This window comes from Enterobacter sp. 4974935 (assembly GCF_058661735.1).
In genome coordinates this window covers 4,044,018-4,069,734 of the sequence record NZ_JBZWGT010000003.1, presented here as the reverse complement: position 1 = coordinate 4,069,734, position 25,717 = coordinate 4,044,018, and the positions used below count along the sequence as shown (strand labels likewise).

24 protein-coding genes are annotated in these 25,717 nt (G+C 55.7%); 17 read left to right on the top strand and 7 right to left on the bottom strand.

Features of this window, described 5'->3' with window-relative positions:
- The first annotated feature begins 22 nt into the window (after positions 1-22).
- From AC4OVS_RS20705 to rluF, 4 genes are all read left to right on the top strand, one after another.
- Complete coding sequence (locus AC4OVS_RS20705; RefSeq protein WP_108368018.1) at positions 23-1,654, top strand: Na/Pi cotransporter family protein; 1,632 nt, start codon at positions 23-25, stop codon at positions 1,652-1,654.
- Positions 1,655-1,749: 95 nt separating this feature from the next.
- Positions 1,750-2,043, top strand: coding sequence for a type II toxin-antitoxin system CcdA family antitoxin (locus tag AC4OVS_RS20700; protein WP_045309060.1), 294 nt, complete (start codon positions 1,750-1,752; stop codon positions 2,041-2,043).
- On the top strand, positions 2,043-2,216 hold the full coding sequence (locus AC4OVS_RS20695) for a CcdB family protein (RefSeq protein ID WP_022646724.1): 174 nt from the start codon (positions 2,043-2,045) through the stop codon (positions 2,214-2,216). The genes AC4OVS_RS20700 and AC4OVS_RS20695 overlap by 1 nt, the downstream gene beginning before the upstream one ends.
- Before the next feature lie 54 nt (positions 2,217-2,270).
- Complete coding sequence (rluF, locus tag AC4OVS_RS20690; protein ID WP_038415064.1) at positions 2,271-3,143, top strand: 23S rRNA pseudouridine(2604) synthase RluF; 873 nt, start codon at positions 2,271-2,273, stop codon at positions 3,141-3,143.
- Here the strand turns inward: rluF and AC4OVS_RS20685 are convergent, their stop codons facing one another.
- From AC4OVS_RS20685 to lysC, 3 genes are all read right to left on the bottom strand, one after another.
- Positions 3,144-3,416 carry a YjbD family protein gene (locus tag AC4OVS_RS20685; protein ID WP_017382612.1) on the bottom strand — a complete coding sequence of 91 codons (273 nt, stop codon included), beginning with the start codon at positions 3,414-3,416 and terminating at the stop codon, positions 3,144-3,146.
- Between the two features lie 50 nt (positions 3,417-3,466).
- Positions 3,467-4,411 (bottom strand): ketopantoate/pantoate/pantothenate transporter PanS, encoded by a 945-nt coding sequence (gene panS, locus AC4OVS_RS20680; RefSeq protein ID WP_047745949.1) that lies wholly within the window; start codon positions 4,409-4,411, stop codon positions 3,467-3,469.
- Positions 4,412-4,504: 93 nt separating this feature from the next.
- Complete coding sequence (lysC, locus tag AC4OVS_RS20675) at positions 4,505-5,854, bottom strand: lysine-sensitive aspartokinase 3 (RefSeq protein WP_022646727.1); 1,350 nt, start codon at positions 5,852-5,854, stop codon at positions 4,505-4,507.
- 374 nt (positions 5,855-6,228) lie between these two features.
- Here lysC and pgi point away from each other — a divergent pair, with 374 nt between their 5' ends.
- The 6 genes from pgi (at position 6,229) to psiE (ending at position 12,608) form a co-directional block, all read left to right on the top strand.
- The gene (pgi, locus tag AC4OVS_RS20670; protein ID WP_022646728.1) at positions 6,229-7,878 is read left to right on the top strand and encodes a glucose-6-phosphate isomerase; all 1,650 of its coding nucleotides are present in this window, start codon (positions 6,229-6,231) and stop codon (positions 7,876-7,878) included.
- A gap of 366 nt (positions 7,879-8,244) precedes the next feature.
- Positions 8,245-8,487 (top strand): exopolysaccharide production protein YjbE, encoded by a 243-nt coding sequence (yjbE, locus tag AC4OVS_RS20665; protein ID WP_491922681.1) that lies wholly within the window; start codon positions 8,245-8,247, stop codon positions 8,485-8,487.
- 63 nt (positions 8,488-8,550) lie between these two features.
- Positions 8,551-9,189 carry a YjbF family lipoprotein gene (locus AC4OVS_RS20660; RefSeq protein ID WP_271075329.1) on the top strand — a complete coding sequence of 213 codons (639 nt, stop codon included), beginning with the start codon at positions 8,551-8,553 and terminating at the stop codon, positions 9,187-9,189.
- Positions 9,186-9,923 carry a capsule biosynthesis GfcC family protein gene (locus tag AC4OVS_RS20655; RefSeq protein ID WP_479438358.1) on the top strand — a complete coding sequence of 246 codons (738 nt, stop codon included), beginning with the start codon at positions 9,186-9,188 and terminating at the stop codon, positions 9,921-9,923. Before AC4OVS_RS20660 ends, AC4OVS_RS20655 begins: the two co-directional genes overlap by 4 nt.
- Positions 9,923-12,019, top strand: coding sequence for a YjbH domain-containing protein (locus AC4OVS_RS20650; protein WP_023299084.1), 2,097 nt, complete (start codon positions 9,923-9,925; stop codon positions 12,017-12,019). The genes AC4OVS_RS20655 and AC4OVS_RS20650 overlap by 1 nt, the downstream gene beginning before the upstream one ends.
- A gap of 178 nt (positions 12,020-12,197) precedes the next feature.
- A complete protein-coding gene (psiE, locus tag AC4OVS_RS20645) occupies positions 12,198-12,608 on the top strand; it encodes a phosphate-starvation-inducible protein PsiE (protein WP_063150917.1) in 411 nt (136 codons plus the stop codon).
- Positions 12,609-12,705: 97 nt separating this feature from the next.
- Here the strand turns inward: psiE and malG are convergent, their stop codons facing one another.
- From malG to malE, 3 genes are all read right to left on the bottom strand, one after another.
- A complete protein-coding gene (malG, locus tag AC4OVS_RS20640; RefSeq protein WP_008500077.1) occupies positions 12,706-13,596 on the bottom strand; it encodes a maltose ABC transporter permease MalG in 891 nt (296 codons plus the stop codon).
- Positions 13,597-13,610: 14 nt separating this feature from the next.
- Positions 13,611-15,155, bottom strand: a complete 1,545-nt coding sequence (malF, locus tag AC4OVS_RS20635) for a maltose ABC transporter permease MalF (RefSeq protein ID WP_491922680.1) — start codon at positions 15,153-15,155, stop codon at positions 13,611-13,613.
- A gap of 121 nt (positions 15,156-15,276) precedes the next feature.
- Positions 15,277-16,467, bottom strand: coding sequence for a maltose/maltodextrin ABC transporter substrate-binding protein MalE (gene malE, locus AC4OVS_RS20630; RefSeq protein WP_089598604.1), 1,191 nt, complete (start codon positions 16,465-16,467; stop codon positions 15,277-15,279).
- Positions 16,468-16,839: 372 nt separating this feature from the next.
- Between malE and malK the strand changes: the two genes are divergently transcribed.
- The 5 genes from malK (at position 16,840) to ubiA (ending at position 21,961) form a co-directional block, all read left to right on the top strand.
- On the top strand, positions 16,840-17,949 hold the full coding sequence (gene malK / locus AC4OVS_RS20625) for a maltose/maltodextrin ABC transporter ATP-binding protein MalK (RefSeq protein ID WP_023331782.1): 1,110 nt from the start codon (positions 16,840-16,842) through the stop codon (positions 17,947-17,949).
- Between the two features lie 42 nt (positions 17,950-17,991).
- Positions 17,992-19,359, top strand: a complete 1,368-nt coding sequence (locus AC4OVS_RS20620; protein ID WP_032621777.1) for a maltoporin — start codon at positions 17,992-17,994, stop codon at positions 19,357-19,359.
- 111 nt (positions 19,360-19,470) lie between these two features.
- Entirely contained in the window at positions 19,471-20,409 is a 939-nt protein-coding gene (gene malM, locus AC4OVS_RS20615; protein WP_022646735.1) for a maltose operon protein MalM, read from the top strand.
- A 172-nt stretch (positions 20,410-20,581) separates the two neighbouring features.
- On the top strand, positions 20,582-21,079 hold the full coding sequence (ubiC, locus tag AC4OVS_RS20610; protein WP_023299087.1) for a chorismate lyase: 498 nt from the start codon (positions 20,582-20,584) through the stop codon (positions 21,077-21,079).
- Positions 21,080-21,091: 12 nt separating this feature from the next.
- Positions 21,092-21,961: a 4-hydroxybenzoate octaprenyltransferase gene (gene ubiA / locus AC4OVS_RS20605; RefSeq protein WP_491922679.1), complete on the top strand. Its 870-nt coding sequence runs from the start codon at positions 21,092-21,094 to the stop codon at positions 21,959-21,961.
- Between the two features lie 89 nt (positions 21,962-22,050).
- On the opposite strand, the gene plsB is transcribed toward ubiA, so the two are convergent.
- On the bottom strand, positions 22,051-24,471 hold the full coding sequence (gene plsB, locus AC4OVS_RS20600) for a glycerol-3-phosphate 1-O-acyltransferase PlsB (RefSeq protein WP_023299088.1): 2,421 nt from the start codon (positions 24,469-24,471) through the stop codon (positions 22,051-22,053).
- Between the two features lie 154 nt (positions 24,472-24,625).
- Between plsB and AC4OVS_RS20595 the strand changes: the two genes are divergently transcribed.
- Together AC4OVS_RS20595 and lexA are read left to right on the top strand one after the other, a co-directional pair.
- The gene (locus AC4OVS_RS20595; protein WP_491922678.1) at positions 24,626-24,994 is read left to right on the top strand and encodes a diacylglycerol kinase; all 369 of its coding nucleotides are present in this window, start codon (positions 24,626-24,628) and stop codon (positions 24,992-24,994) included.
- A gap of 108 nt (positions 24,995-25,102) precedes the next feature.
- Positions 25,103-25,711 (top strand): transcriptional repressor LexA, encoded by a 609-nt coding sequence (gene lexA, locus AC4OVS_RS20590; protein WP_003860318.1) that lies wholly within the window; start codon positions 25,103-25,105, stop codon positions 25,709-25,711.
- The last annotated feature ends 6 nt before the right edge of the window (positions 25,712-25,717 follow it).

Sequence of the window (25,717 nt, the reverse complement as noted above, 5' to 3'; positions counted from 1 at the left end):
ACGATAAGGAGGAAAACCCACTGTGTTGACGTTGTTACACCTGCTCTCCGCAGTCGCACTGCTGGTATGGGGCACCCATATCGTTCGTACCGGCGTGATGCGCGTGTTTGGCGCACGTTTACGTACCGTTCTCAGCGGCAGCGTTGAGAAGAAGCCGCTCGCCTTCTGTGCGGGTATTGGCGTCACGGCGCTGGTGCAAAGCAGCAACGCCACCACCATGCTCGTCACCTCGTTCGTGGCGCAGGATCTGGTGGCGCTCGCCCCGGCGCTGGTGATTGTCCTGGGCGCCGACGTCGGTACCGCGCTGATGGCACGTATCCTGACCTTCGATCTCTCCTGGCTGTCGCCGCTGCTGATTTTTATCGGCGTCATTTTCTTCCTCGGTCGTAAGCAAAGCCGTGCCGGGCAGCTTGGCCGCGTCGGTATTGGCCTCGGGCTGATCCTGCTGGCGCTGGAGCTGATTGTGCAGGCAGTTACGCCGATTACCCAGGCCAACGGTGTGCAGGTCATTTTCGCCTCGTTAACCGGCGATATTATGCTGGATGCGCTGATCGGCGCGGTGTTTGCCATTGTCAGCTACTCCAGCCTGGCGGCCGTGTTGCTGACGGCCACGCTAACCGCTGCGGGCGCGATCTCTTTCCCGGTGGCGCTATGCCTGGTCATCGGTGCGAATCTTGGCTCTGGCCTGCTGGCGATGCTCAACAACAGCGCAGCCAATGCTGCCGCCCGCCGGGTGGCACTGGGGAGTTTGCTCTTCAAGCTGGTGGGTAGCCTGATCATTCTGCCGTTTGTGCACCCGCTGGCGAACCTGATGGACAACCTCTCTCTGCCGAAAGCGGAGCTGGTGATCTACTTCCACGTCTTCTACAACCTGGTACGCTGTCTGGCGATGGTGCCGTTTGCCGTGCCGATGGCCCGCTTCTGCGAGCGGCTAATTCGTGATGAACCGGAGCTGGACGCGCGCCTTAAACCCAAGCATCTGGACACCTCGGTGCTGGACACGCCCGCGCTGGCCATCGCGAATGCCGCCCGCGAAACGCTGCGCATGGGTGACGCGATGGAAACCATGCTGGAAGGGTTGCAAAAAGTGATGCACGGCGAGCCGCGCGAAGAAAAAGAGCTGCGCAGGCTGGCGGACGATATCAACGTGCTGTATACCGCCATCAAGCTCTATCTGGCGCGGATCCCGCAGGACGAGCTGGCGGAAGAGGAGTCGCGCCGCTGGGCGGAAATCATTGAGATGTCGCTTAACCTGGAGCAGGCTTCGGATATTGTCGAGCGTATGGGCAGTGAAATCGCAGACAAATCCCTGGCCGCACGTCGGGCGTTTTCTGTCGAAGGGCTGAAGGAGCTGGAAGCGCTGCACGAACAGCTGGTCAGCAACCTGAAGCTGGCGATGTCGGTCTTCTTCTCCAGCGACGTGCCGAGCGCGCGCCGCCTGCGCCGCAACAAGCACCGTTTCCGCATCCTCAACCGGCGCTACTCGCACGCCCACGTTGAGCGTCTGCACCAGCAGAACGTGCAGAGTATCGAAACCAGCTCGCTCCACCTGGGGCTGCTGGGAGATATGAAGCGTCTTAACTCGTTGTTCTGTGCGGTGGCATACAGCGTGATGGAGCAGCCGGATGAAGACGATGAGCGGGATGAGTATTAATCTCTGAAAGCGCCTCGCAAAACGGTTTTGTGAGGCGTGACTCCCCATAAAGAGCAATTTATTCTTCAACCCTTACATTTTTAAGGGAATAGGAAGTGCTCATTTATTACGCTACACTTCGCCAGTTCATGCGCATTCCAATGGGGGTTCTCATGCGCGGTGCTAATAGTATTAAAAAATCAGTGAATGTTTCCCTGTCGCCGGACATCCTTGAAGAGGCGCGAAGGCTTAAACTTAACCTTTCTGCCGTGCTAACGGCGGCTTTGCAGGAGCTATTTCGTGAACATCGGCGCGCAGAGTGGCTTGAAGAAAATAAAGCTTCTATTGACGCCATTAACCAGTGGGTTGATGAAAACGGCTCCTTTAGTGACTTTCAGAGGTCGTTCTGATGAAGCATGTACTGGTCGCTCCCGCCGTTGAGGTCGCGGGAAAACCCTGCGTGGTGATGATGCACATGATGGCAGGCATATCGCTAAAAGAGTTAGGTGAACGCGTTGCCGATCTTACTAACAGCAGTGCTTCATTGCGGGATGCACTCGATTTTCTGATCAGCGGTTACTAGGACTTTTTTGTCAGGCGCAAGGTAAGGTATATTTCGCCCTTCACAGGAGAAACTATGCTGCCAACTCAATCAACCCGATTAAACAAATACATTAGCGAGAGCGGGATCTGCTCACGTCGCGAGGCTGACCGTTACATTGAACAGGGTAACGTGTTTCTTAACGGCAAACGCGCCACCATTGGCGATCAGGTGGTACCTGGCGATGTGGTGAAAGTGAATGGTCAGGTCATCGAACCGCGTGATGCCGAAGACCTGGTGTTTATCGCGTTGAACAAACCGGTTGGGATTGTCAGCACCACGGAAGATGGCGAGCGGGACAACATTGTTGATTTCGTGAACCACAGCAGCCGCATTTTCCCGATTGGCCGTCTGGATAAAGACTCTCAGGGGCTGATTTTCCTCACCAACCACGGCGATCTGGTCAACAAAATTCTGCGTGCCGGTAACGACCACGAGAAAGAGTACATCGTGACGGTGAACAAGCTGGTGACGGACGAGTTTATCCGCGGAATGGGCGCTGGCGTGCCGATTCTGGGCACCGTGACGAAGAAGTGTAAAGTAAAAAAAGAAGCACCATTCGCGTTCCGCATCACGCTGGTTCAGGGCCTGAACCGCCAGATCCGCCGCATGTGCGAGTACTTCGGTTATGAAGTGACGAAGCTGGAACGCACGCGCATCATGAACGTCAGCCTGTCTGGCATCCCGCTGGGCGAGTGGCGTGACTTAACGGATGACGAGCTGATCGAGCTGTTCAAACTTATCGAGAACTCCTCGTCCGAAGCGAAGCCGAAAGCTAAAGCCAAACCGAAAACGCAGGCGATTAAGCGTCCGGTGGTGAAGGCACCGCAGGCGGAAGAGAAAGGGCGAGGCAAGCCGGGCAACGGAAAACGCTTTACCCAGCCGGGGCGCAAAAAGAAAGGGCGCTGATTAGCGCCTTCCACGGGTTGATGTGCTGGCGGACCAGGAAAAAGTCGCCTCTGCGTCGGGTTTATACGCCTGCTCTTTTTTCAGCTTGCGGGCTTTTTTCGCCGCGGCATCACGTTGCGCCATCAGCTTATCGATGTACTCTTTTTTAACCTGATTGGTTTCGGCGTTCGTCAGCGTGCGGCCATGCGCGATGCGGGCGCGGTCGAGAAGCGTTTTAAGTTCGCGCTGCTCGGCTTCGGTCATGTCTTTCTGGGTCAAACGTGGTGTAGCCATTGCTGAAGCCTCCTGATGGGGAGGCTTCAGTGTAAAGCAAGCCGGGTCAATTAACCCTGTTTCACCGCATCTTTTTTCGGTTGGTCATCAATCGGCTTACCGGACCAGTACCCTGCTAACAGCGAACCGGACAGGTTGTGCCAGACGGAGAACAGCGCTCCCGGTAGCGCCGCCAGCGGTGAGAAGTAAATTTTACCCAGCGCCGCCGCCAGGCCAGAGTTCTGCATCCCCACTTCGATCGCCAGCGTGCGGCAGGTGGATTCGTCGAAACCAAACAGCTTTCCACCCCAGTATCCGCCCAGCAGACCAATGGTGTTATGCAGCACAACCGCGATGATCACTACAAAGCCCACCGAAGCAATGTGCGATGCGGAACCGGCTACCACGGCGCTGATAATGGCAAGTATGCAGACCATCGAAAACGCGGGCAGATACGGCTCAACCGCTTTCACCACCCGCGGGAAGAGATGGTGGATCACCAGTCCCAGCGCAATCGGGATCACCACGATTTGCAGAATGCTGAGCAGCATGCCCATCACATCCACCTGGATATGCGCGTCCACGTACAGGCGGGTTAACAGCGGCGTGGCAATCACGCCCACCAGCGTGGAAACGGAAGAGATAGTGACGGAGAGCGCCACGTCGCCTTTCGCCAGATAGATCATGACGTTAGATGCCGTGCCGCTGGCGACGCTCCCCACCAGCACCATCCCGGCGGAAAGGTCGGGCGGCATCTTAAAGGCCATCGCCAGCAGCCAGGCCGCGAGCGGCATCACCAGGTAGTGCAGGAAAATCCCTGCGGCAACCGGTGCCGGGCGAGACAGCACGCGTTTGAAATCGTCAATTTTTAGATGCACGCCCATGCCGAACATAATCAGCATCAGTAGCGTGGTGACCCACGGACCAATGCCCGTGAACGTGGTGGGAGTGTAATACGCGAGTACGGAGAGCAGCAGCGCCCATAACGGGAACAGCCGGGTGATAGCGGAGAGCATAGTGAATTCCTTGCAGTATTGTCGTGTTGTTTTGTTATAAAAAAGCCGGGTCTGTGCCCGGCTTATGGATAATGTTTATCGTGCTAACGAATTTTATTCAAATAAATTCTGATGAAGTTTCTGCACAACCTGCTCGGCCTGATCGGCAGGGACCAGGAAGCAGAGGTTGTAGCTGGACGCGCCGTAGCAAATCATGCGGATGCTGAACGGGTCGAGCACGCCGAACACCTCTTTGCCCACGCCGCACGCGCGCGACAGCTTATTACCGATGATGGCAACCAGCGCCAGATCTTCTTCCACCTCCACGCGGCACAGCTCGGAAAGCTCAATCAGCAGCGACTGCGTCAGCAGGGTATCACCCGTTGAGGTTGAACCGGTGGTGTCGAGCGTCAGCGCAATGCTGACTTCTGACGTGGTGATCAGGTCCACGGAGATATTGTGGCGCGCCAGGATGCCAAACACTTCCGCCAGGAATCCGCGGGAGTGCAGCATATTATGGCTGTGCAGGGTAACCAGCGTCTGCTTACGACGCAGGGCCAGCGCGCGGAAAAGCGGCGGGTTCTCGGTTTTCTTGCAGACCAGCGTCCCGCCCGCCTTTGGATCTTTACTGGAGCCAACGAAGACCGGAATGTCGCTGCGCACGGCAGGCAGCAGCGTGGCTGGATGCAGCACTTTCGCGCCGAAGGTGGCCATTTCAGCCGCTTCTTCAAAGGCGATCACGTCAATGCGTTTTGCCGCAGAGACCACGCGCGGGTCGGTGGTGTAAATGCCCGGCACGTCCGTCCAGATATCCACGCGGGTGGCATGCAGGGCTTCACCCAGCAGGGCGGCGGTATAGTCGCTGCCGCCACGGCCCAGCGTGGTTGTGCGCCCTTTGGCTTCGCTGCCGATAAAGCCCTGGGTGATCACTATGCCTTCATCAAGACGCGGGGCAAGCTGCTGGTTAGTGAGCTCTGCCAAAGCTTCAACGTCCGGCTCGGCGCGGCCAAAGCGGTCGCTGGTGCGCATTACTTTACGCACGTCGAACCACTGCGCCTGAATATTGCGCTCGCGCATGATCTCAACGAACAGCAGGGTGGACATCAGTTCGCCGTGGCTGACCAGTTCGTCGGTTAGAGCGGTAGAGGTTGCCAGTGAAGCGGCTTCTGCCAGGGTAGTGATATTTTCCAGCAGGCGTTCCACTTCCTCACGAATGACGTTCGGGTTTTGCAGACGCTCAAGGATGTCGAACTGAATTTTGCGCAGTGCATCCAGCTTCACGAAACGCTCGGTCGCTTCCAGTCCTTCAGACAAAGAAACCAGCAGGTTCGTCACGCCGGCTGAGGCGGAGAGCACCACCAGGCGGGTATTCGGATCGGCCAGCACCACATCGGCGCTGCGGTTCATGGCAGCGTAGTCTGCCACACTGGTGCCGCCAAACTTGGCGACCACAAAACTCGTCATAACAACCTCGTGTCAGGGAATGAATAGAGCGACCTTGGCACAAGAATGAAGCGAGAACAGGTGCAGGCGCAAAATACGGCCCTATAAATAAAATGCGGGGGAGGTCCTGTCAATGCTGGGATTATGCGGATTTTTCATGGGGGGGTACCCCTCAGAAACAGGACTTATAACAGGCCCATATTTTATGCTCCTTTTTACCCCTTTTTGACCAACATTTCGCCACGCCGGAAGGGCGCGACAGCAGCTATACTTTCCGGGTCTTTTCACCTGCGTTTGATGCAGACCAGGGCAATGGCATAAAAACCATCACAATTTTTATTTGCAGGCGCTACAATCGACCGCAGTCACAATTCTCAAATCAGAAGAGTATTGCTATGAAAAACATCAACCCAACGCAGACCGCTGCATGGCAGGCACTACAGAAACATTTTGATGAAATGAAAGACGTCACTATCGCGGATCTGTTCGCGAAAGATGCCGATCGTTTCAGCAAGTTTTCCGCCACCTTCGATGACCTGATGCTGGTGGATTTCTCTAAGAACCGTATCACCGAAGAGACGCTGGCGAAGCTGCAAGATCTGGCGAAAGAGACTGAGCTGGCAGATGCCATCAAATCCATGTTCTCCGGTGAGAAGATCAACCGCACCGAAGACCGTGCCGTGCTGCACGTGGCGCTGCGCAACCGTAGCAATACTCCAATTATCGTTGACGGCAAAGATGTGATGCCGGAAGTGAACGCGGTGCTGGAAAAGATGAAAACCTTCTCTGAAGCGATCATCTCAGGTCAGTGGAAAGGCTACACCGGGAAAGCGATCACCGACGTCGTAAACATCGGTATCGGCGGCTCTGACCTCGGCCCGTTTATGGTGACCGAGGCGCTGCGCCCGTACAAAAACCATCTCAACATGCACTTCGTGTCCAACGTCGATGGGACTCACATCGCTGAAGTGCTGAAAAAGGTGAACCCGGAAACCACGCTGTTCCTGGTGGCGTCTAAAACCTTCACCACTCAGGAAACCATGACCAACGCCCACAGCGCGCGCGACTGGTTCCTGAAAACCGCGGGCGACGAAAAGCACGTGGCGAAACACTTCGCGGCGCTGTCCACCAACGGTAAAGCGGTGGGTGAGTTCGGTATTGATACTGCGAACATGTTTGAATTCTGGGACTGGGTGGGTGGCCGCTACTCACTGTGGTCTGCGATCGGTCTGTCCATCATCCTGTCCGTCGGCTTCGACAACTTCGTTGAGCTGCTCTCCGGCGCGCACGCGATGGACAAACACTTCTCCACCACCGCGCCTGAGAAAAACCTGCCGGTGCTGCTGGCGCTGATCGGGATCTGGTACAACAACTTCTTCGGCGCTGAAACCGAAGCGATTCTGCCGTACGACCAGTATATGCATCGCTTTGCGGCCTACTTCCAGCAGGGCAACATGGAATCCAACGGCAAGTACGTTGACCGTAACGGTAACGCGGTGGATTATCAGACTGGCCCAATCATCTGGGGCGAGCCGGGCACCAACGGTCAGCACGCGTTCTACCAGCTGATCCATCAGGGCACCAAAATGGTACCGTGCGATTTCATCGCCCCGGCGATTACGCACAACCCGCTTTCCGACCACCATCCGAAGCTGCTGTCTAACTTCTTCGCCCAGACCGAAGCGCTGGCGTTCGGTAAATCCCGCGAGGTGGTTGAGCAGGAGTACCGTGACCAGGGTAAAGATCCGGCAACCCTGGAACACGTTGTGCCGTTCAAAGTGTTCGAAGGCAACCGTCCAACTAACTCCATTCTGCTGCGTGAAATTACACCGTTCAGCCTGGGCGCGCTGATTGCCCTCTACGAGCACAAGATCTTCACTCAGGGCGCTATTCTGAACATCTTCACCTTTGACCAGTGGGGCGTTGAGCTGGGCAAACAGCTGGCAAACCGCATTCTGCCAGAGCTGGGTGACGATAAAGCAATCGACAGCCACGACAGCTCCACCAATGGTCTGATTAACCGTTATAAAGCATGGCGTGCGTAATAAATATGTCATGAACAATGCCGGCGATATGCCGGCATTTTTTTATCGGATAATTCCTGATGTCTGTTAGTTATCTCAAATTCTGAATCTGAGTTTAATCCGAAAAACACGGTTACCCCGTTAATTGCTGAGGGTTATTTTAAGAAAATACGGAGTGATACTTTAATGGGTTTATATTATAACTGTTTGATAATGAATGGTTATCTATTTCAATAATTATTTTTTCTTTTCATTTTTAACCATTAGTCTGAAAACCTCATCCCTATTTACCCCCACGGTAAACCCACTGCTTTAGTTGTGTATACTCGAATCCGCCTGAATTTCTTTTCGGGCAAATCTCCATTCATTCATTGAAGGGAAATTGTTATGAAGAAAGTACTGTATGGCATTTTTGCCATATCTGCGTTTGCGGCGACGTCTGTCTATGCAGCTCCGGTCCAGGTCGGGGAAGCAGCAGGGTCGGCAGCGACGTCTGCGTCTGCGGGGAGTTCTACCGCAGCCAGCACCAGCGCCGTAAGTTCAGCCGTGGGTGTCGCGCTGGCGGCAACCGGTGGCGGTGATGGCTCCAATACCGGAACCACGACCACTACGACGACCAGCACCCAGTAATACCGGGTGTTTTAATCATAACCACACTTCGGTGTGGTTATTTCGCCCCTTCGGAGAAGAGTCGTGAAGCGACCTGCAATCATCCTGATTTGCCTGCTGTTGCAGGCGTGCTCAGCTACCACCAAAGGGCTGGGCCACTCACTGTGGGACAGCATGTTCGGCACGCCGGGCGTGCATCTGACCGATGACGAACTTCAGAACATGCCGTATGCCAGCCAGTACATGCAGCTAAACGATGGTCCGCAACTGTTTGTGGTGCTCGCTTTCGATGAAAACGGGCAGCAGAAATGGGTGACTCAGGATCAGGCCACCATCGTGACTCAGCATTCCCGTTTCGTGAAAACGTTGCTCGGCGGCGACAACCTGCTTGAGGTAAACAACCTGGCTGAAGATCCGCTCATCAAGCCGAATCAGATCGTCGATGGCGCAAGCTGGACGCGCACAATGGGCTGGACCGAGCACAAACAGGTGCGCTACGCCACGGCCCGCTCCACCTTCCGCTGGGATGGTACGGACAGCGTCAAAGTGGGCAGCGACGAAACGCAGGTGCGCGTGCTGGATGAAGAGGTGACAACCGATCAGGCCACCTGGCATAACCGCTTCTGGGTGGACGAAGAGGGGCAAATCCGCCAGTCCTTACAGTATCTCGGTGCCGGTTTCTTCCCGGTGAAGACCACCCTGATCAAGGCGGCGAAATCATGAAAATGTTCATTCACGTTGCGCTTCTCGCCAGCCTGGCCTCGCCGCTGGCGTGGTCTGCGGGAACGGTACAGGTCTACACCCCGGACAGCGAAAAACCTAAAACCTTAACTAATGCCGGGCATCTGCTCGATCTGGTGGGGCAGCCGAGGCTGGCGAAAAGCTGGTGGACCGGGGCGGTTATCAGCGAGCGTCAGGCGACGATTGTAGCGGAACAAAAACATCAGGCGCTGCTCGCCCGACTGAGCGGGCTGGCACAACAGGAAGATGCTGACGATGCCGCGGCCATTACTAGCCTGCGTCAGCAGCTTCAGGCGGTTAAGGTGACGGGTCGCCAGAAGGTGAATCTCGATCCGGATGAGGTGCGCGTCGCCGAAAACGGCAATCCGTCGCTGGAAGGGGACTATACCCTGTGGCTGCCAGCTCAGCCTTCCACCGTCACCGTGATGGGGCTTATCAGCAGCCCTGGCAAAAAGCCGTTTACGCCGGGCCGGGACGTGGCGAGCTATCTCGACGAGCAAAGTCTACTCAGCGGTGCGGATAACAGCTATGCCTGGGTGGTCTATCCGGACGGGCATACGCAGAAAGCGCCGGTGGCTTACTGGAATAAACGCCATATCGAACCTATGCCAGGCAGCATCATTTTTGTCGGTTTTGCCGACCATTTCTGGACGAAAGCGTATGACGGGCTTAATGCCGATATCCTTCGCTCCCTGATACAGCGGATACCGGAATAATGAAAAAAACCTATCTCTACAGCATGCTTGCACTGTGCGTGAGTGCCGCCTGTCATGCAGAAACGTATCCGGCACCCATCGGCCCGTCGCAGTCCGATTTTGGCGGCGTGGGCTTACTGCAAACCCCGACCGCGCGTATGGCCCGCGAGGGGGAAATCAGCCTTAACTATCGCGATAACGATCAGTACCGTTACTACTCTGCGTCCGTGCAGCTGTTCCCCTGGCTGGAGACCACGCTGCGTTACACCGACGTGCGTACAAAACAGTACAGCAGCGTGGACGCCTTCTCCGGCGATCAGACCTATAAAGACAAAGCCTTCGACGTGAAGCTGCGCCTGTGGGAAGAGAGCTACTGGATGCCGCAGGTCTCCGTCGGGGCGAAAGACATTGGCGGGACCGGCCTGTTTGATGCGGAATACATCGTTGCCAGCAAAGCCTGGGGACCGTTTGATTTCTCGCTGGGTCTTGGCTGGGGCTACCTCGGCACCAGCGGCAACGTAACCAACCCGTTCTGTACCTACAGCGACAAATACTGCTACCGCGATAACAGCTACAAAAAAGCGGGTTCCATCAACGGCGACCAGATGTTCCACGGCCCGGCCTCGCTGTTTGGAGGCGTAGAGTATCAAACGCCATGGCAGCCGCTGCGCCTGAAGCTGGAGTACGAAGGCAATAACTACAGCGAAGATTTTGCCGGCAAGATTGAGCAGAAGAGCAAGTTTAACGTCGGCGCCATTTACCGCGTCACCGACTGGGCCGACGTTAACCTCAGCTATGAGCGCGGTAATACCCTGATGTTTGGCTTTACGCTGCGCACCAACTTTAACGACATGCGGCCGCGCTACAATGATAACCCGCGGCCCAAATACCAGCCGGAGCCGCAGGATGCGATCATTCAGCACTCCGTGGTAGCGAACCAGCTGACGCTGCTGAAATATAACGCGGGCCTGGCGGATCCGAAGATCCAGACCAAAGGCGATACGCTGTACGTCACCGGCGAGCAGGTAAAATACCGCGACTCCCGCGAAGGGATCGAGCGCGCCAACCGGATCGTCATGAACGATCTGCCGGAGGGGATCCGCACGATCCGCGTGACGGAGAACCGTCTCAACCTGCCGCAGGTCACCACTGAAACCGATGTTGCCAGCCTTAAGCGTCATCTTGAAGGCGAACCGCTGGGACATGAAACCGAGCTGGTGCAAAAACGCGTTGAGCCGGTGGTGCCAGAGAGCACCGAGCAGGGCTGGTATATCGATAAATCCCGCTTCGATTTCCATATCGATCCGGTGCTGAACCAGTCCGTGGGTGGGCCGGAAAACTTCTACATGTATCAGCTGGGCGCGATGGCGACGGCGGATCTGTGGGTGACCGACCACCTGTTGACCACCGGTAGTCTGTTCGGCAACCTTGCCAACAACTACGACAAATTTAACTACACCAACCCGCCGAACGATTCAAAACTGCCGCGCGTGCGTACCCGCGTTCGCGAATATGTGCAGAACGATATCTACGTGAATAACCTGCAGGCCAACTACTTCCAGTACTTCGGTAACGGCTTCTACGGCCAGGTTTACGGTGGCTATCTGGAAACCATGTTCGGCGGCGCGGGGGCGGAGGTGCTTTATCGTCCCGTCGACAGTAACTGGGCGTTTGGGATTGATGCCAACTACGTGAAACAGCGTGACTGGCGCAGCGCGCAGGACATGATGAAGTTCACCGACTACAGCGTCAAAACCGGCCACCTGACCGCCTACTGGACGCCGTCGTTCGCACAGGATGTGCTGGTGAAAGCCAGCGTCGGGCAGTACCTGGCGGGCGATAAGGGCGGCACGCTGGATATCTCCAAACACTTCGACAGCGGCGTAGTGGTAGGCGGTTATGCCACCATCACCAACGTTTCGCCAGACGAGTACGGGGAAGGGGACTTCACCAAAGGGGTGTACGTGTCGATTCCGCTGGATCTGTTCTCGTCAGGCCCAACCCGCAGCCGTGCGGCAGTGGGCTGGACGCCGCTGACGCGCGACGGCGGTCAGCAGCTTGGACGTAAGTTCCAGCTGTATGATATGACCAGCGATAAGAACATTAACTTCCGCTGATGCTTGTAGGCCCGGTGGCGCTGCGCTTACCGGGCCTACAAGAATATTTTTGTAGGCCGGGCAAACGCAGTGCCGCCCGGCAAGAATGTTCATGTGGACAAAACATAAACAAAAAATATAGATCCCCGTCACATTTTTGCGTTATACAGGAACCTCGCCCTGGAGAATGAGGTGCTGTATGACATCCCTGACTCGTCCGCGTGTTGAGTTTATCTCAACGATACTCCAGACCGTGCTGAGCCTCGGTCTGCTGAGCCTTGGCCTGATCCTGGTCGTGTTTCTGGGTAAAGAGACGGTGCATCTGGCGGATGTGCTGTTCGCACCTGAGCAAACCAGCAAATACGCGCTGGTGGAGGGCCTGGTAGTCTACTTTCTCTACTTTGAATTTATCGCCCTGATTGTGAAGTATTTTCAGTCCGGCTTTCACTTCCCGCTGCGTTATTTTGTCTACATTGGGATCACCGCGATTGTGCGGCTGATCATCGTCGATCATAAATCCCCGCTCGATGTGCTGATCTACTCGGCGGCGATCCTGCTGCTGGTGATCACCCTCTGGCTGTGTAACTCGAAGCGGCTGAAACGCGAATAAAAAAATGGCGGCCCGGAGGCCGCCTAACAACAGTCACAAGTTGGGTCAATACAATACGTCTAAAGTTGAGGGTTGCAGTGGCATAACAAAATGAAACTTAACCTTTCACACCGCCCGCCGTCAGGCCGTTCACCAGCCAGCGCTGCGCCAGCAGGAACACCACGGTAATCGGGATGGCAGAGAGTACGGCCGCCGCGGCAAAGTCGCCCCACAGGTAGTTTTGCGGGTTGAGGTATTGCTGCATACCTACGGCCAGGGTGTAGCTGTTCACATCACGCAGTAACAGTGAGGCAACCGGTACTTCGGTGATCGCAGCGATAAACGACAGGATAAACACTACCGCCAGAATCGGCACCGACAGCGGCAACAGCACCAGGCGGAACGCCTGCCATGGGGTCGCGCCATCCAGCGCGGCCGCTTCTTCCAGCGAGCCGTCGATGGTTTCGAAATAGCCTTTAATGGTCCACACATGCAGTGCGATACCGCCAAGGTAGGCGAAGATCACGCCGCCGTGGGTGTTCAGACCGATAAACGGAATGTACTGGCCCAGGCGGTCAAACAGGGCATATAACGCTACCAGCGACAGCACCGCCGGGAACATCTGGAAAATCAGCATCCCTTTCAGCAGCGTCGCTTTGCCCGGGAAACGCATGCGGGCAAAGGCGTAAGCGCAGGTGGTGGACAGCGCCACGATACCAATGGCGGTAATACCTGCGATTTTCACCGAGTTCCACAGCCACAGCAGCACCGGGAACGGCGGCGGCGTGACGCGGCCATCCGCGTGTTCCACGCTGAAGCCCAGCGCGAGCTTCCAGTGCTCCCAGGAGATTTCGTCCGGGATCAGGCTCCCGGTGGCGAAGTTACCCGAACGCAGGGAGATGGCGATAACCATCAGCAGCGGGAACATGATCGCCGCGATAAAAATCAGCAGGCCCAGGTGCGTCGCCAGGAGGCGCAGTTTCTGAGATTTGGGTTGTACCATAGCCATGTTCAGTGCCCTCCTTAGTCAAATTTCATACGTGTGGCTTTCAGGTTCACAATCGCCAGGGCGCCCACCAGCAGGAAGATCAGGGTGGCAATCGCTGCCGCCAGACCGAAGTCCTGACCGCCGCCGCCTTCGAAGGCGATACGGTAGGTGTAGCTCACGAGCAGGTCGGTATAGCCTGCCGGCGTGGTGGTGCCAAGACGGTCCGGGCCGCCGTTGGTCAACAGCTGAATCAGCACGAAGTTGTTAAAGTTAAAGGCGAAGCTGGCAATCATCAGCGGGGTGAGCGGCTTGATGAGCAGCGGCAGCGTAATCTTAAAGAAGTTCTGGAACGGACCCGCGCCGTCCATCGCCGAAGCTTCGTACAGGTCATCCGGGATGGCCTTCAGCAGCCCCATGCACAGGATCATCATGTACGGATAGCCCAGCCAGGTGTTCACGATGATGATCATCGAGCGGGCGGTGGTCGGGTCGCTGAACCAGGCCGGTTTGATGCCAAACAGCGCGCTCAGCATCATGTTGATTTCACCGAAGCTCTGGTTAAACAGCCCTTTGAAAATCAGAATCGAGATAAACGACGGTACGGCATACGGCAGAATCAGCAGCACGCGGTAAATCGCTTTGCCCTTCAGGGATTCCCACTGGACCAGACAGGCCAGCACCATGCCCACGGCCACGGTCAGGATCACGGTCAGTACGGAGAAGACCACCGTCCAGACGAAGATGGCGAAGAACGGTTTCTGAATGCCTTCGTCGGTAAATACGCGGGTAAAGTTGTCCCAGCCGATGGTGACGGTATAGCCCGGGCTGAGTTTGTCATCACCCCATTTGCCGTCGGCAGTAATGGACTGATAGAAACCAATGTCGTTATTCGGACGGTACTTCACGCCGCTCTGGTTGTTGGTCAGCGTGCCGTCATCCCCCAGGGTATAGAGCGGTTGGGTGCCGGAGAACTGGCGCAGCGAGCTCATGATCACTTTGCTGTCGTCTGGCAGCACGGCGGTGAGCTGGGTCAGCGCCTGACGGTTCTGGGTAATGACGCGCAGGTTGGCACGTTCACCTTCCGGCAGGGCCGCAGCCTCTTTTAAGGCCAGCTTTTGCTCGCCACCAAATTTGAACGCGTCGGAAATATAGTTTTTGCCGCTCTCTCCGTCAGTGAGTGCTAACTTCCACTCGTCACCCGCAGGATACAGGCCGAAGTTAAAGGTTTTACCCGCCTGATAAGAGCGGTCCAGAAGCACCTGCGTTGCGCGTTCTTGCGCGAGCTGGTTAGTGCTGCTGTAGTTGGTGAACGCAATGGCGATGGTACAGATCAGTGGGAAGAGGACAAACAGCCCCATTCCGGCCACGCCAGGGTAGACATAGCGCCAGGCGTAGGCTTTACGGTTGGCGAAAATATACAGGCCAGCAGAGCTTAAAATCAGCGTCATGATGGCAAACAGATATTCCCCTTGTACGTACATTAAAACAACAAGGTAACCCACCAGCAGACACAGCAGACCTATCACTGACCACTTCAGCGCGTCGCTTTGCCACCAGTGTTTCTTTTTAATGACATCCATGGGGTTCTTCCTCTACAACGGTGGAAACTTATCGTCAGGTGGCGCTGCGCTTACCTGACCTACGGATCGTGCCGTAGTCGTAGGGCGGGTAAGCGCATGCGCCACCCGCCGTTTTTCAGACTTACTTAGTAATACGGCCCTGAGCATCTTTCAGCGCGGCATCAACGGTCTGGCGACCGCTTGCAGCGTTGATCACCGCAGTACGGGTGGCGTACCAGAACGCGGCCATCTGTGGGATGTTCGGCATGATTTCGCCTTTCTGGGCGTTATCCATGGTGGCCGCGATGCGTGGATCTTTCGCCAGCTGATCCTGGAAGGATTTCAGCGCAACGGCACCCAGCGGTTTGTCCTTGTTCACTTCATCCAGACCCTGATCGGTCAGCAGGTAGTTTTCCAGGAACTCTTTCGCCAGCTCTTTGTTCGGGCTGGCGGCGTTGATGCCTGCGCTCAGCACGCCCACGAACGGTTTAGACGGCTTGCCGTTGAAGGTTGGCAGCAGCGTCACGCCGTAGTTGATTTTGCTCTTGTCGATGTTGGTCCAGGCCCACGGACCGTTGATGGTCATCGCGGTTTCGCCTTTGTTGAACGCCGCTTCCGCGATGGAGTAGTCAGTATCCGCGTTCATGTGTTTGTTCTTGATGAGGTCAACCAGGAAGGTCAGACCCGCTTTCGCGCCTGCATTGTCCACGCCCACGTCTTTCACGTCATATTTGCCGTTTTCAAACTTGAACGCGTAACCGCCGTCGGCAGCAATCAGCGGCCAGGTGAAGTACGGCTCTTGCAGGTTGAACATCAGGGCGGATTTACCTTTCGCCTTCAGCTCTTTATCCAGGGCAGGGATCTCTTCCCAGGTCTTCGGCGGGTTTGGTACCAGGTCTTTGTTGTAAATCAGAGACAGCGCTTCAACCGCGATTGGGTAAGCGATCAGCTTGCCGTTATAGCGAACGGCGTCCCAGGTGAACGGGAACAGCTTGTCCTGGAAAGCTTTATCTGGGGTCACTTCAGCCAGCAGACCAGACTGTGCGTAGCCGCCGAAACGGTCATGCGCCCAGAAGATGATGTCCGGGCCATCGCCGGTCGCCGCAACCTGCGGGAATTTCTCTTCCAGCTTGTCCGGGTGTTCGATGGTGACTTTGATGCCCGTATCTTTTTCGAATTTCTTACCCACTTCGGCCAGGCCGTTATAGCCTTTATCGCCGTTAATCCAGATAACCAGCTTACCTTCTTCAATTTTGGCGAGAGCCGGTGCGGAAATCATCATTGCTGCCAGGGCGGACAATGCGAAAACGCGTGCGCCAGTCTTGATCTTCATATCTGCCATCCTTTTTTGGTGATGTGCTCGTGGATACACTGAGGTGGTTCAACGTGACTCAGTCTCCTTATTTGACATCCTCTTTCCATCCTCCCAGCCCCTACGCCCCACCCCCCGTTTGTGTGATCCCGCTTGCATAAATTTAAGTTATGAGTGCTGGCGCACATAAAAACCCACCGAATTTTGCAGGTGGCTTCACGAATTTTGCCTCAGCCCCCCAGCCGCGGTCGCAGAGCCTGCTCTCTCATCCTCCCGCCTCCTCCCCCATAAAAAAGCTGGGGGGTGGAGGATTCACGAAAGTAATGGATACCCCATAGTGAACTTATCTTGAATGTTTCTGTCGGTGACAGGTTGTAACGAAGGGAGAAGGGCATGGCGAGCGTACAGCTGCGTAATGTAACGAAAGCCTGGGGCGACGTAGTGGTGTCTAAAGACATCAATCTGGACATCACTGAAGGCGAGTTCGTGGTGTTTGTTGGCCCATCCGGCTGTGGTAAATCTACTCTGCTGCGTATGATTGCCGGTCTTGAAACCATCACCAGCGGCGATCTGCTGATCGGTGATACCCGCATGAACGACATCCCGCCTGCCGAACGTGGCGTCGGCATGGTGTTCCAGTCCTATGCACTTTATCCCCATCTTTCCGTTGCGGAAAACATGTCCTTTGGCCTGAAGCTGGCTGGCGCGAAGAAAGATGTCATTAACCAGCGCGTGACGCAGGTGGCTGAAGTGTTACAGCTGGCTCACCTGCTGGAGCGTAAGCCGAAAGCGCTTTCCGGCGGTCAGCGTCAGCGTGTGGCAATCGGCCGTACGCTGGTGGCAGAGCCGCGCGTGTTCCTGCTCGATGAACCTCTCTCAAACCTGGATGCCGCCCTGCGCGTCCAGATGCGTATCGAAATCTCCCGTCTGCACAAGCGTCTTGGCCGCACGATGATTTACGTCACCCACGATCAGGTCGAAGCGATGACGCTGGCCGACAAAATCGTGGTACTGGACGCCGGTCGCGTGGCGCAGGTGGGCAAACCGCTGGAGCTGTATCACTACCCGGCAGACCGCTTTGTTGCGGGCTTCATTGGCTCGCCAAAGATGAACTTCCTGCCCGTAAAAGTGACCGCGACGGCAATCGAACAGGTACAGGTGGAGCTGCCAAACCGTCAGCAAGTCTGGCTGCCGGTCGACAGCGCCAACGTACAGGTGGGGGCCAATATGTCCCTCGGTATCCGCCCTGAGCATTTACTGCCGAGCCACATCGCTGATGTGACGCTGGAAGGTGAAGTTCAGGTCGTCGAACAGCTTGGTCACGAAACACAGATTCATATCCAGATCCCCGCCATCCGTCAGAACCTGGTCTACCGCCAGAATGACGTGGTGTTGGTAGAAGAGGGTGCCACATTCGCTATCGGTTTGCCGCCAGAGCGTTGCCATCTGTTCCGTGAGGATGGCACTGCATGTCGTCGGTTGCACAAAGAGCCAGGCGTTTAAGCATTCCAATTACAAAGAAAAGCAATGATCTCAGGAGATAGAATAATGATTACTCTGCGCAAACTTCCTTTGGCAGTTGCCGTCGCAGCGGGCGTAATGTCTGCTCAGGCACTGGCAGTGGATTTCCATGGTTATGCTCGTTCTGGTATCGGCTGGACGGGTAGTGGCGGTGAACAACAATGTTTCCAGGCAACAGGCGCACAAAGTAAATACCGTCTTGGTAACGAATGTGAAACCTACGCCGAACTGAAACTGGGCCAGGAAGTGTGGAAAGAAGGCGACAAGAGCTTCTATTTCGACACCAACGTAGCGTACTCCGTGGCACAGCAGAATGACTGGGAAGGTACCGATCCGGCGTTCCGTGAAGCTAACGTGCAGGGTAAAAACCTGATTGAATGGCTGCCTGGCTCTACCATCTGGGCCGGTAAGCGCTTCTATCAGCGTCATGACGTACACATGATCGACTTCTACTACTGGGATATCTCTGGTCCTGGTGCCGGTATTGAAAACATCGATCTGGGCTTCGGTAAACTGTCTCTGGCAGCGACGCGTTCCCAGGAAGCTGGCGGTTCTTATGCCTTCAGCAGCCAGAACATCTATGACCGTACCAAAGATACCGCGAACGACGTATTTGACGTGCGTTTAGCGGGCCTGGAAACTAACCCGGACGGCGTGCTGGAACTGGGTGTGGATTATGGCCGCGCGAACACGACCGACGGCTATGATCTTGCCGACGGCGCGTCGAAAGATGGCTGGATGTTCACCGCTGAACATACCCAGAGCATGCTGAAAGGCTACAACAAGTTTGTGCTGCAGTATGCGATGGACTCAATGACCACGCAGGGTAAAGGTCTGAGCCAGGGTTCCTATGGTTCTTCCAGCTTTACCATCACGAATCCTGATGGCACGACGACCAATTACGCCAACGATGTGATTAACAACAACGGCAGCCTCTGGCGCATCCTGGACCACGGTGCAATCACCCTGGCCGACAAGTGGGACCTGATGTATGTCGGTATGTACCAGAAACTCGACATGGATGATAACCAGGGGAGTGACTGGTGGACCGTGGGTGTACGTCCGATGTACAAATGGACGCCAATCATGAGCACCCTGCTGGAAGTGGGCTACGACAACGTCAAATCCCAGGAAACCGGCGATCGCAACAGCCAGTACAAAATCACCCTGGCGCAACAGTGGCAGGCTGGCGACAGCATCTGGTCTCGTCCGGCCATCCGTGTCTTCGCAACCTACGCGAAGTGGGATGAGAAATGGGGCTACGCGAAGAACGGTAACGGCGATGCCACCCGTTATGCGATCTCTGACTCCACCGGTAACGGTCGATTCTCTACCAGCCGCGGCGATGACGATGAGTTCTCCTTCGGCGCCCAGATGGAAATCTGGTGGTAACCGCATCCTGATCTGACGATGTAATCTGGGGGGCGAGAGCCCCTCAATTCCTGAGGTACTGCGCGCTATTGCCTGGCCACCGCAGTGCTTACGCTTTCTGAGGTGATAACAATGAAAATGAAGAAAAATCTCGTCGCGCTGTGCCTGTCAGCGGGTCTGCTGGCCTGTGTGCCTGGCGTCACGCTCGCTGACGTCAATTATGTACCGCAGAATACCAGCGCAGCGCCTGCCATTCCGACAGCCGCTCTACAGCAATTAACCTGGACGCCGGTGGATCAGTCCAAAACGCAGAGCACACAGCTTGCGACGGGTGGCCAACAGCTCAATGTGGCTGGCATTACCGGGCCGGTAGCCGCCTATAGCGTACCGGCTAATATCGGTGAGCTAACGTTGACTTTATCCAGTGAAGTTAACAAACAGACCAGCGTTTTTGCGCCGAACGTTCTGATCCTCGATCAGAACATGACGCCTTCCGCCTATTTCCCCAGCAGCTATTTTACCTATCAAGAGCCGGGTGTAATGAGCGCGGACCGCCTGGAAGGGGTAATGCGTCTGACCCCGGCGCTCGGGCAGCAAAAGCTCTACGTACTGGTCTTCACCACTGAAAAAGATTTGCAGCAAACCACCACTCTGCTCGATCCGGCAAAAGCCTATGCCAAAGGGGTTGGTAACGCCATTCCCGATATTCCCGATCCGATTGCGCGCCATACCACCGACGGCCTGCTTAAGCTGAAGGTGAAAACCAACAGCAGCTCCAGCGTACTCGTAGGCCCACTGTTTGGCTCATCTGGCCCGGGTCCGGTAACGGTGGGTAATACTGCCGCGCCTGTGTATGCCGCGCCAGCCGCAGCACCAGCCGCAGCCCCGGCCCCGGCGAAAAAAGCCGAGCCGGTGCTTAACGATACTGAAACTTACTTTAACAACGCCATCAAGCAGGCAGTTAAAAACGGCGATGTCGATAAAGCGCTGAAACTGCTTGATGAAGCCGAGCGTTTAGGTTCAACCACTGCCCGTTCCACCTTTATCAGCAGTGTAAAAGGCAAGGGGTAACCGTCTCCCCACAGTGCTGATTTTGTTAGTCGTTTGGTGCGCCTTCGCGGGCGCACTTTTTTTGGCTAAGTTGCACCTTTGTTGCGATAGTGATCGTTAAATTCTGTTTGTCCGTCCTCATTTTGCCAATCTGCGATACAATGCTTTTACGTTATGTATCGGAGAGTCTGGCATGTCACACCCCGCGCTAACGCAGCTGCGTGCGCTACGCTATTTCGACCAAATACCCGCGCTTGACCCGGAGCAACTGGACTGGCTGTTGCTGGAAGATTCCATGACAAAACGTTTTGAGCAACAGGGTAAAACGGTCACGGTGACGATGATTCAGGAAGGTTTTGTCTCGGCTGAAGCGATTGCCAGCGAGCTGCCGCTGCTGCCGCAGGAAGAACGCTACTGGCTGCGTGAAATTTTACTCTGTGCGGATGGCGAGCCGTGGCTTGCCGGGCGAACGGTGGTTCCTGAGTCTACACTTTCCGGGCCGGAGCTTGCACTGCAACGCCTCGGCAAAACGCCGCTGGGGCGATATCTGTTCACCTCGTCTGAACTGACCCGTGATTTTATTGAAATTGGTTGCGATGCCGATTTGTGGGGGCGCCGTTCCCGCCTTCGTTTGAGTGGCAAGCCGTTAATACTGACGGAACTCTTTTTGCCTGCATCGCCGTTGTACTAAGAGGGAGAAAAAATGGAGTGGAGTCTGACGCAGAATAAGCTGCTGGCCTATCACCGCCTGATGCGTACTGATAAACCCATTGGCGCGCTGCTGCTGCTGTGGCCGACCTTATGGGCGCTGTGGGTTGCCACGCCGGGCGTACCGCCGCTGTGGATCCTGGCGGTGTTTGTGGCGGGTGTCTGGCTGATGCGCGCTGCGGGCTGTGTGGTCAACGACTATGCTGACCGGAAATTTGATGGACATGTTAAGCGCACCGCGAATCGTCCTTTGCCGAGCGGTCAGGTGACCGGGAAAGAGGCGCGCATCCTGTTTGTGGTGCTGGTGCTTCTCTCTTTCATGCTGGTGTTAACCCTTAACACCATGACCATTCTGCTGTCCGTCGCTGCTCTGGCGCTGGCCTGGGTCTACCCATTTATGAAGCGATACACCCATCTGCCGCAGGTGGTATTGGGTGCGGCATTTGGCTGGTCGATTCCCATGGCGTTTGCCGCGGTCAGCGAGTCCGTTCCGCTCAGCTGCTGGCTGATGTTCCTGGCGAATATTCTCTGGGCCGTTGCGTACGATACCCAATACGCGATGGTCGATCGCGATGACGATCTCAAGATTGGCATCAAATCGACGGCGATCCTGTTTGGCCGTCACGACAAACTGATCATCGGCATATTGCAGGTGTCGGTGCTGGCGCTGATGGTGGCGATTGGTCGCCTGAACGGGCTGAACTGGGAGTTTTACTGGTCCGTGCTGGTGGCGGGTCTGCTGTTTGCGTATCAGCAGAAGCTGATCGTGAAGCGCGAGCGTGAAGCCTGCTTTAAAGCGTTTCTGAATAATAACTACGTCGGGCTGGTGCTGTTTATGGGGCTGGCGATGAGTTACTGGTCATAAAAAAACCGGGTGGCGGCTTCGCCTTACCCGGCCTACGATTTAGCAGAATATGTAGGCCGGGTAAGCGTTAGCGCCACCCGGCTTTAACATCACTCGCCCTGCGTCGAACTCTCAATCGTTAAACGCACATCCGCGGTAATCAGCTCTGCCAGCATCTGGTAAACCTTCATCGTCTCTTCCGGCTCAGCATCGCCCGTATCGCTAATGTAACCTTCGTCGCGCAGCGTCAGCACCAGGGAGCTGAATACCGCTTTGTCGAAGAATTCCGGGGCGTTAATGCCATGCAGAACGGACAGGCGCTGGGCCAGCGTCCGACTCTCTTTTTCCAGCGTACCGCGGTTGATTGACGGGTTAGCACTCAATAACCAGAAGGTAATGGCGTAGCGCTGCAACGTCTCACGCGCACCGGAAGCCAGGAGCTGCAAGGTTCGGGAACGTGACGGATTGATATGCAGTTCGTCATCACTGATGGTAATCAGCCCCTGACGACGCATCTCTGCGGACATTTTATCGAGCTCTGCCGCCAGCTCATCCTTACTCCAGCGCAGGAACAGCTCCGCTTTCAGCATCGGATAGATGGCCTGAATATGGCGCAGCAGCTCCTGACGCGAAATACGGCGGTGCTGGGTAATAATGGCTGCCATCAGTGACGGCAGCATCAGCATGTGCGTGATGTTATTACGGTAGTAGGTCATCAGCACGGCCTGCTCGCGCGGCAGAATGATGATGTCACCAATCGTATCTTTCTCGACTTCGAACTTGTTCATCTGCAACGCGTGATCGATCAATTCGCTGGCGGTGGCAGACGGCACGGTCGAATCCACGGAATACGGCACGTTGCGCATGATATCCAGATAGCAATCAATCTGCTCGGTCAGCTGCTCGCGAGTCAGTGAACGCTGGCGAGAGGCCAGAAGCGCGGTACAACACAGGTTCATGGCGTTTGCCGCACCAGCATTGTTGATGCGTACCATCAGCTCGGATGCAATGCCGTTGACCGTTGGCGTCAGCCAGGCCGGACGTACCGCTTCGATAGGATCAATAGACTCGCGCCACTCCGGAACATGATGGTTCAGATATGTCATCAGGGGCAGGGGCTCGCCAAAGTTCACGTAGCCCTGACCGAGGTTGCGCAATTTACTCAGACCACGCAGCATCTGCGGCAGACTCTCTTTCTCTTTGGTCGCACCGCGCAGCTCTTTCGCGTAGGTGCCCACTTCCATCACGTGTTCATAACCGATGTAAATAGGCACCAGCGTGATAGGACGCGTACCGCCACGCAGCATGGCCTGAATGGTCATCGACAGCGTGCCGGTCTTCGGATCGAGCAGACGACCGGTACGGGAGCGACCGCCTTCAACAAAGTACTCCACGGAATAACCGCGGCTGAACAGCTCGCCCAGATACTCCCTGAAGACGGTGGAGTAGAGCTTGTTACCCTTGAAGGTACGACGAATGAAGAACGCACCCAGACGGCGGAAAATCGGACCTGCTGGCCAGAAGTTCAGGTTGATACCGGCAGCAATATGCGGCGGCACCAGGCCCTGGTGATAGAGCACGTAAGAGAGCAGCAGGTAGTCCATGTGGCTGCGGTGGCAGGGCACATAGACAATCTCGTGGCCGTCATGCGCTAACTGACGCACGCGCTCGGCGTTGTGGACGTTAATCCCCTGATAGAGGCGGTTCCACGTGAAACCGAGGATACGGTCAGAGAGACGAATCATCTCGTAGGAGAAGTTTGCGGCGATCTCTTCCATCAGCGCGATTGCGTTCTGCTGCGCTTTCTCGTGCGAAATCTTCTTGCTGCGCGCTTCGTCTTCTACGGCACGGGCAATCGCTTTGGAAGCCAGCAGCTTGTTAAACAGATCCTGACGCGCCGGGAGACGTGGCCCAACGGCCGCCAGACGCTGACGTGCAAAGTGCATACGCGCAACGCGCGCCAGCTTTTGCGCAATGATTTTGTCAGTACCGTGTTCATCCGCCATGCGGCGCAGTGAAACGGAAGGCGAGAAGCGAACAAAGCTGTCGCGTCCCAGCCATGAGACGGCGAAGAATTTCTGAATGCCGTTGAGCATACGCAGCGGCGGGTTCTCTTCCCCTTTTTCACGCCCCGGACGACGGCCAAACATCACCGACACCGGCACCATCTGCACGTCCAGATCGGGGTTGCTGCGGTGCAGATCGAGGTAATCATGGAACAGCTTAATGGACTCTTCTTTCGGCGTGTAATAGGTGAACACGCGCGGTCCGCCATGGATGAACACGTAGCGCGGCAGCAGCGTACCGTCGACTTCCAGCGGTTCAAGCGGGTCAGGTAAATCGTGCGCCAGACATTGAGCGCGAAGCGTTAGCAGGTCTGCCTTCGAGTTATAAGGCAAAACGTACATAATAGGGCGCGACGTATCGAGCCCTAATTCCAGCGCAGGTTCTGCTGGGATAGACTTACTTTTTACCAGTACGCTTAATGGTAAATTAAGTAATTTGTAGTAAATTCGTGGCCAGCCGGACATAAACGATGTAAAGCCTCTGGTTAATAATGCAATTGCGGCGCAAGGATAACAGAAAGCGCGCAAAATTTCTGTTGTTACCCGTCATACTTCAGGTCGCAGCAAAACGCGCTGCGGCTTTAGTTACTGACGCTATTTATCATAAAAGGTTCTTTTAATGGCCAATAATACCACTGGGTTAACTCGAATCATTAAAGCTGCCGGTTATTCATGGAAAGGTTTCCGCGCCGCATGGGTTAATGAAGCCGCTTTCCGCCAGGAAGCGGTTGCCGAAATCGTTGCCGTTGTCATCGCCTGCTTCCTTGATGTTGATGCTATCACCCGCGTACTGCTCATCGGATCTGTCCTTCTGGTGATGATAGTGGAAATTCTGAATAGCGCTATTGAGGCCGTTGTTGACCGAATCGGGTCGGAATTCCATGAACTGTCTGGCCGGGCGAAAGACATGGGTTCCGCTGCCGTACTGCTGTCGATTATCACGGCGGCGATCACTTGGGTCACGCTACTTTGGTCGCATTTCCGATGAGCCTCGAGGAATAATTAAGTCCCTGGTTTTTTGTGCAGTTTTTGGTTCCAAAATCGCCTTTGACTGTATATACTCACAGCATAACTGTATATACACCCAGGGGGCGGTATGAAAGCGTTAACGACCAGGCAGCAAGAGGTGTTTGATCTCATTCGGGATCATATCGGCCAGACGGGTATGCCACCCACGCGTGCAGAAATTGCGCAGCGTCTGGGCTTCCGTTCTCCTAATGCTGCCGAAGAGCACCTTAAGGCGCTTGCGCGTAAGGGCGTGATTGAGATTGTTTCCGGCGCCTCACGCGGCATCCGTCTGCTGGTGGAAGAAGAGAGCGGTATTCCGCTGGTGGGTCGCGTAGCCGCAGGTGAACCTCTGCTGGCGCAGCAGCACATCGAAGGGCACTATCAGGTTGACCCAGGCATGTTCAAGCCGAGCGCCGATTTCCTGCTGCGCGTTAGCGGAATGTCCATGAAAGATATCGGTATTCTGGATGGCGATCTGCTGGCGGTACACAAAACCCAGGACGTGCGTAACGGGCAAGTCGTGGTGGCGCGCATTGATGATGAAGTGACGGTTAAGCGCCTGAAAAAACAAGGCAATACCGTGCAGCTTCTGCCTGAAAACAATGAATTCTCCCCGATTGTGGTGGATCTCCGCGAGCAGAGCTTCTCTATTGAAGGGCTGGCGGTCGGCGTTATCCGCAACGGTGAATGGCTGTAATCTCTT

Excerpts from the sequence above, each read along its gene's own strand:
- plsB (WP_023299088.1), bottom strand. The coding sequence starts at position 24,471 with ATGTCCGGCTGGCCACGAATTTACTACAAATTACTTAATTTACCATTA.
- rluF (WP_038415064.1), top strand. The coding sequence starts at position 2,271 with ATGCTGCCAACTCAATCAACCCGATTAAACAAATACATTAGCGAGAGC.
- malG (WP_008500077.1), bottom strand. The coding sequence starts at position 13,596 with ATGGCTATGGTACAACCCAAATCTCAGAAACTGCGCCTCCTGGCGACG.
- AC4OVS_RS20695 (WP_022646724.1), top strand. The coding sequence starts at position 2,043 with ATGAAGCATGTACTGGTCGCTCCCGCCGTTGAGGTCGCGGGAAAACCC.
- psiE (WP_063150917.1), top strand. The coding sequence starts at position 12,198 with ATGACATCCCTGACTCGTCCGCGTGTTGAGTTTATCTCAACGATACTC.
- lysC (WP_022646727.1), bottom strand. The coding sequence starts at position 5,854 with ATGACGAGTTTTGTGGTCGCCAAGTTTGGCGGCACCAGTGTGGCAGAC.
- ubiC (WP_023299087.1), top strand. The coding sequence starts at position 20,582 with ATGTCACACCCCGCGCTAACGCAGCTGCGTGCGCTACGCTATTTCGAC.
- AC4OVS_RS20595 (WP_491922678.1), top strand. The coding sequence starts at position 24,626 with ATGGCCAATAATACCACTGGGTTAACTCGAATCATTAAAGCTGCCGGT.
- malM (WP_022646735.1), top strand. The coding sequence starts at position 19,471 with ATGAAAATGAAGAAAAATCTCGTCGCGCTGTGCCTGTCAGCGGGTCTG.
- malK (WP_023331782.1), top strand. The coding sequence starts at position 16,840 with ATGGCGAGCGTACAGCTGCGTAATGTAACGAAAGCCTGGGGCGACGTA.
- pgi (WP_022646728.1), top strand. The coding sequence starts at position 6,229 with ATGAAAAACATCAACCCAACGCAGACCGCTGCATGGCAGGCACTACAG.
- AC4OVS_RS20655 (WP_479438358.1), top strand. The coding sequence starts at position 9,186 with ATGAAAATGTTCATTCACGTTGCGCTTCTCGCCAGCCTGGCCTCGCCG.
- yjbE (WP_491922681.1), top strand. The coding sequence starts at position 8,245 with ATGAAGAAAGTACTGTATGGCATTTTTGCCATATCTGCGTTTGCGGCG.
- malE (WP_089598604.1), bottom strand. The coding sequence starts at position 16,467 with ATGAAGATCAAGACTGGCGCACGCGTTTTCGCATTGTCCGCCCTGGCA.
- AC4OVS_RS20685 (WP_017382612.1), bottom strand. The coding sequence starts at position 3,416 with ATGGCTACACCACGTTTGACCCAGAAAGACATGACCGAAGCCGAGCAG.
- lexA (WP_003860318.1), top strand. The coding sequence starts at position 25,103 with ATGAAAGCGTTAACGACCAGGCAGCAAGAGGTGTTTGATCTCATTCGG.
- panS (WP_047745949.1), bottom strand. The coding sequence starts at position 4,411 with ATGCTCTCCGCTATCACCCGGCTGTTCCCGTTATGGGCGCTGCTGCTC.
- ubiA (WP_491922679.1), top strand. The coding sequence starts at position 21,092 with ATGGAGTGGAGTCTGACGCAGAATAAGCTGCTGGCCTATCACCGCCTG.
- malF (WP_491922680.1), bottom strand. The coding sequence starts at position 15,155 with ATGGATGTCATTAAAAAGAAACACTGGTGGCAAAGCGACGCGCTGAAG.
- AC4OVS_RS20650 (WP_023299084.1), top strand. The coding sequence starts at position 9,923 with ATGAAAAAAACCTATCTCTACAGCATGCTTGCACTGTGCGTGAGTGCC.